Below are 4814 nucleotides of genomic sequence, written 5' to 3'. Positions count from 1 at the left end.
TTATTAACAAAAGATGGTTATAAAGTATTTGTTCATGAAAGTGAACGTGAAAAAGAACCACGTTTAGGGGAAAAAGTTACTTTGCGTGTTATTGGTGTTAAAGATAACGGAGAAATTAATGGTTCATTTTTACCACGTGCTCACGAAAGAATGGATAGTGATGGTCAAGCTATTATGGATTACATTGAAAACAACGGGTATTGTGAGTTTACAGATAAATCAGATCCAGAAGAAATTAAAGCAGTGTTTGGAATGAGTAAGGGAGGTTTTAAACGTGCTGTTGGAAGATTATTCAAGAATAAACTTATTATGATTGAAGAAGACGGGTTATATAAACGTAAAGGAAGATAAAATTATGAAAAAAGTAAAATTAGATAAAAACGCACTATTAGGTGGGATTGTATTAGAAAATGATAAATATCAAGTGGTACATATGAATCTAAAAGTAGGGAATCAAACAGACTCATATAGCAATGATAAAAATATTTTATTATTAAATATTAGTGGAAAGATTACAGTTTCTTTTGAAGAAGAGGTTGAGACTGTAAATGAATTTGAACTATTAGAAATTCCAGCAGGGGTAGAGCATGTAATAACTTGCCTACAAGATGCGCAGGTTTTTGTAGTAAAACTATAACTTACATAAGGTGGCTTAAATGGAATATCTTTTTAGGCCACCATTATTAATTTTAAGGTAGAGGAATACGATGGAAGTACAATTTTTAGGAACAGGAGCTGGGCTTCCAGCAAAATTTAGAAATACACAGAGTTTTGTGTTTAACTTTATGCAAGAACTAAAAGAGTGTTGGATGTTTGACTGTGGAGAGGCAACGCAGCATCAGATTTTGAAAACAAACATTAAGCCAACAAAAATAACTAAAATTTTTATTAGCCATCTTCATGCTGATCATGTATTAGGGTTAATTGGTTTTTTATCTTCTAGAAGTTTTCTTTTAGATACGAATGCTTCAAAGGTTACTATCTATGGTCCAGTAGGGATTAAAGATTTTATAGAAAAGAACATGATGTTCACACATTGTTCACTTTCTTATAGCGTGGAATATATTGAAATTTCTAGTGAACAGTGTATAATAGATAATAAAACTGTTACTGTTTTTAGCTATCCATTAGCTCATAATATTGAATGTTTTGGATATAAAATTATATTTAAAAAACAAAAAGGGAGCTTAGATGCAGATAAGTTAAGAAAATTAGGAATTATGCCAGGACCGTTTTATAGAGAAATAAAGGAATCAGATACTTTCGAATTTAATGGCAAGACGTATAATTCGAGTGAATTTTTGTCTGAAGATAAACCCGAAAAGGAAATCTCGATTATACCAGATACAAGATACTTTGAAGGATTGGATGAATTTGTTAAAAATAGTAATATCATTATTACAGAGTGCACATACTTATTAAAAGAGGATGCACATCATGCGAGAAAAAACTATCATTTAAACATTTTAGATGTTGAGAAGATGATAGAAAATAGTAAGGTTGAAAATTTGTTTTTAACACATATTAGTGCAAGATATGATAGAAATATCGAAAAAGATGCTGTGGAGTCGCTATGTGATAAATGTAGTGTAAAGGTTGCACATGATCTAGACGAATATACTTTGTAAAGAGATGGAGGAAATTATGAAAGCGGATTTAGAAGAAAAAACTATTGAAGTAGAGAAAATATTCGAAGGTAAAGTTCTTGATTTAGAAGTACATACTGTAACTTTACCAAACGGAGAAACTTCAACACGTGAACTGATAAATCATAGAGGAGCAGTAGCGATATTAGCCCTAACAAAAGATGATGAGGTTATTCTGGTTGAGCAATATAGAAAAGCTATCGAGGCTGTAACTTTAGAAATACCTGCAGGTAAGTTAGAGCCAGGAGAAGATAATAAGAAATTAGCCGCTATCCGTGAATTGCAAGAAGAAACAGGATATGTGGTTAGAGAAGAAAAACTAGAGAAACTTTGTGATGTTCATGTAGCTTTAGGTTATAGTTCTGAATTAATCACTATATATTATGTTGATAATTTAGAATATGCTGGAGAACAAAATCCTGATGATGATGAATTCATTAATTTACGAAAATACAAAGTTGAAGAAGCATTCAAACTTTTAGATAACAATGTTATAACTGATAGTAAGACTATGCTTGCATTATCTTACTTAAAAAATAGGAAAGGCGCAAAATAATATATGACTATTTATGATGAGATAATTAAAATAATTCAACAATCACCATATAAACTAACACCTCAAAGGGAAAAAATTGTTGAGATTTTAGTAGAAAACGATGAACAGCACCTTAGTGCTGAGGAGCTATATTTTATATTAAAAGAGAAAACACCAGATATCGGTATTGCTACAGTTTATAGAACTTTAGATATTTTCTATGAATTAAAAATCTTAGAAAAAATTTCTTTTAGTAATGGTGTTTCTAAATATCATTTAAGACAATCTGTTGATGATGAACTACACCATCACTTAATTTGTACTAACTGTAATAATATAGAGAAAGTATCAAATCCTATATTCAATAAACTTATTGAATACATGAGAAAAGAATATTCATTTGAAGTTCAGGATAACTCTCTATCATTTTATGGTACTTGCGCTAAGTGTAAGGATAAAGGTGGAAATTAATGCATTTTGACAAATTAGAGAAAATATTATTACTTATCTCTAGTGTAGTTTATGTAATATACATCGGGTTTGTTGGAGGTATGATTAACCTGTTTCGAGAATATGTAGGAAATGAGTATTTAAGAACTAAAATTGTTGATCAGATTCGTGAACAAACGCGCCTTACTCAAGATAGTGCTAATGTCTCTACAAAAGATATGCATTTTATCTTTCAAATTATGGGGCAACTTGCATGGTTATACTTTGTACTTTTAGTAGTGTTATTTTTACTATTACTTTTTGTGATTCTAAAAAAGAGAATAAATCACAATATAGTGGCATTTCTATTTTTAGTGTATAGTATATTACTATTAATCTTTAGTTTAGGTATATTATTTATTAGTTGTATAATATACTTCTTCTTAGGAATAAGAATAATATTAATACGAAATTCAGAAAAATATAAGAGTGAAGTATAATTTCCGAGGAATTCAGTTTCTTCGGAAATTTTTTCATTACTTTCTTTAATTTACAACAAAATAATAAGCATCATGTTATAATAAAATTAGAAAGAGTTTAAATAAAATAAGTAGGAGAAAAAATGAACGTTAGAGAGAATTTTGAGACAATAACAAGAGAAATAGCGGAAACTTGTAAACAAGTAGGAAGAAATGCTGATGAAGTGAAATTAATAGCTGTAACTAAATATGTTAGTGATACTAGAGTTGAAGAAGCGATAGAAGCTGGAATTACTGATTTTGCTGAGAATCGTCCGCAAAATTATGTAGAAAGAAAGGATAAATATTCTAATAAGACTTGGCATCTAATTGGAAGTTTACAAACTAGAAAAGTACGTGATGTGATTAATGAGGTTGATTACTTCCATGCATTAGATAGAGACAGCTTAGCTAAAGAAATTGAAAAACGTGCAGAAAAAGAGATTAAATGTTTCGTGCAGGTGAATGTTTCTGGAGAGGAGAGTAAGCATGGTTTAACTTCAGAAGAAGCCATTGATTTTATTAAATCATTGGAACAATATTCAAAAATAAAAGTTGTCGGCCTCATGACTATGGCACCTTTTGTAGAAGATGAAGAAATACTACGTAATTGCTTTAGAAAATTAAGACAGTTACGTGATGAAGTAAAAGGGCTGAATCTATCATATGCACCATGTGAATTTTTATCTATGGGAATGAGTAACGACTATAAAATTGCAATTGAAGAAGGTGCAACTCATATAAGAGTTGGTACTGCATTAGTAGGTTGTGAGTTAAAATAATAAAATATAGAGGAGGGGTAGTATGCAAAGGGTGATAACTGTAGATGATTTAATCGTCACTATTAAATACAGAAGAAAAATGAAAAACATCTATTTAAAAGTTGAGAAAAATGCTGATGTAGTAGTAAGTGCCCCTCCAAGAACACCTAACTATATCATAAAAAAACTTGTTCAAGAAAATATAGATGAGATAAAACTTAGAAGAAATAATATCTTGAAGAATGGTCATACTGTTAAAAACTATGTAACAGGTGAAAAACATTATGTTTTTGGAAAAGAATTGACTTTAGAAGTTAGACTTGGAGATAAAAATAAGGTAACTATATCTAATGATAAGTTAATTCTAAGTGTTAAAGATAAATACCAAGATAGAGAACAAATAGTAACCAGGGAACTTAGAAAGGTTGTTTATAATAAATGCTTGGAGTTTCTTAGCAAGTATGAAAAGCTTATGAATGTTCATGCTGAACAACTTAGAATTAAAAAGATGAAAACACGCTGGGGAACATGTAATATTGAAGCGAAAAGAATCTGGATAAACTACGAACTTGTAAAATATCCAGTTGAGTGTTTGGAACATACTATTGTTCACGAACTTACTCATTTGTTAGAAACAAATCACACACCGAGATTTTATACATTGTTAGGAAAGTACTATCCTAATTACAGAGAAAATGATAAATTAATAAAAAAATTTAGTAAAATATTGAATGGTAGATAGGAAAAAATAGAAGTATTATAATCTTTTTGAAATTTAGTATAAAATTGTAGTAAGTTAAAGAATTTTTTAAAAGTATTTAACTTACTCTTAAAAACAATAATTTAAGTGTGTAACGATTGACTTTTTATACTATTTACTATATAATTAATCAAGAGTTTTTAGTATTTTTATACTAACATTTTT

The 4814-nt window shown here is 29.3% G+C and carries 7 protein-coding genes and 1 pseudogene; all 8 read left to right on the top strand.

Translation table 11 applies throughout. The features are described 5' to 3' along the window. Positions 1–351: pseudogene (locus RWN11_RS07240) on the top strand (RNA-binding protein); the annotation flags it as partial. A 4-nt stretch (positions 352–355) separates the two neighbouring features. Continuing rightward, complete coding sequence (locus RWN11_RS07235) at positions 356–637, top strand: hypothetical protein (RefSeq protein ID WP_314161071.1); 282 nt, start codon at positions 356–358, stop codon at positions 635–637. A 70-nt stretch (positions 638–707) separates the two neighbouring features. After that, the gene (gene rnz / locus RWN11_RS07230) at positions 708–1628 is read left to right on the top strand and encodes a ribonuclease Z (RefSeq protein WP_314161070.1); all 921 of its coding nucleotides are present in this window, start codon (positions 708–710) and stop codon (positions 1626–1628) included. A 16-nt stretch (positions 1629–1644) separates the two neighbouring features. Then, positions 1645–2202 (top strand): NUDIX hydrolase, encoded by a 558-nt coding sequence (locus tag RWN11_RS07225; RefSeq protein ID WP_314161069.1) that lies wholly within the window; start codon positions 1645–1647, stop codon positions 2200–2202. 3 nt (positions 2203–2205) lie between these two features. Then, the gene (locus tag RWN11_RS07220; RefSeq protein WP_003143964.1) at positions 2206–2652 is read left to right on the top strand and encodes a Fur family transcriptional regulator; all 447 of its coding nucleotides are present in this window, start codon (positions 2206–2208) and stop codon (positions 2650–2652) included. Then, complete coding sequence (locus RWN11_RS07215) at positions 2652–3110, top strand: DUF4064 domain-containing protein (protein ID WP_314161068.1); 459 nt, start codon at positions 2652–2654, stop codon at positions 3108–3110. Before RWN11_RS07220 ends, RWN11_RS07215 begins: the two co-directional genes overlap by 1 nt. A gap of 122 nt (positions 3111–3232) precedes the next feature. Then, the gene (locus RWN11_RS07210) at positions 3233–3910 is read left to right on the top strand and encodes a YggS family pyridoxal phosphate-dependent enzyme (RefSeq protein ID WP_314161067.1); all 678 of its coding nucleotides are present in this window, start codon (positions 3233–3235) and stop codon (positions 3908–3910) included. A gap of 22 nt (positions 3911–3932) precedes the next feature. After that, positions 3933–4631 (top strand): SprT family zinc-dependent metalloprotease, encoded by a 699-nt coding sequence (locus RWN11_RS07205; RefSeq protein WP_314161066.1) that lies wholly within the window; start codon positions 3933–3935, stop codon positions 4629–4631. Positions 4632–4814 lie beyond the last annotated feature (183 nt).

The organism is uncultured Gemella sp. (assembly GCF_963519265.1).
In the GTDB taxonomy this organism is placed as follows: domain Bacteria; phylum Bacillota; class Bacilli; order Staphylococcales; family Gemellaceae; genus Gemella.
Note: the sequence above shows the minus strand (reverse complement) of the source record. Positions and strands in the feature narration are given on the sequence as shown.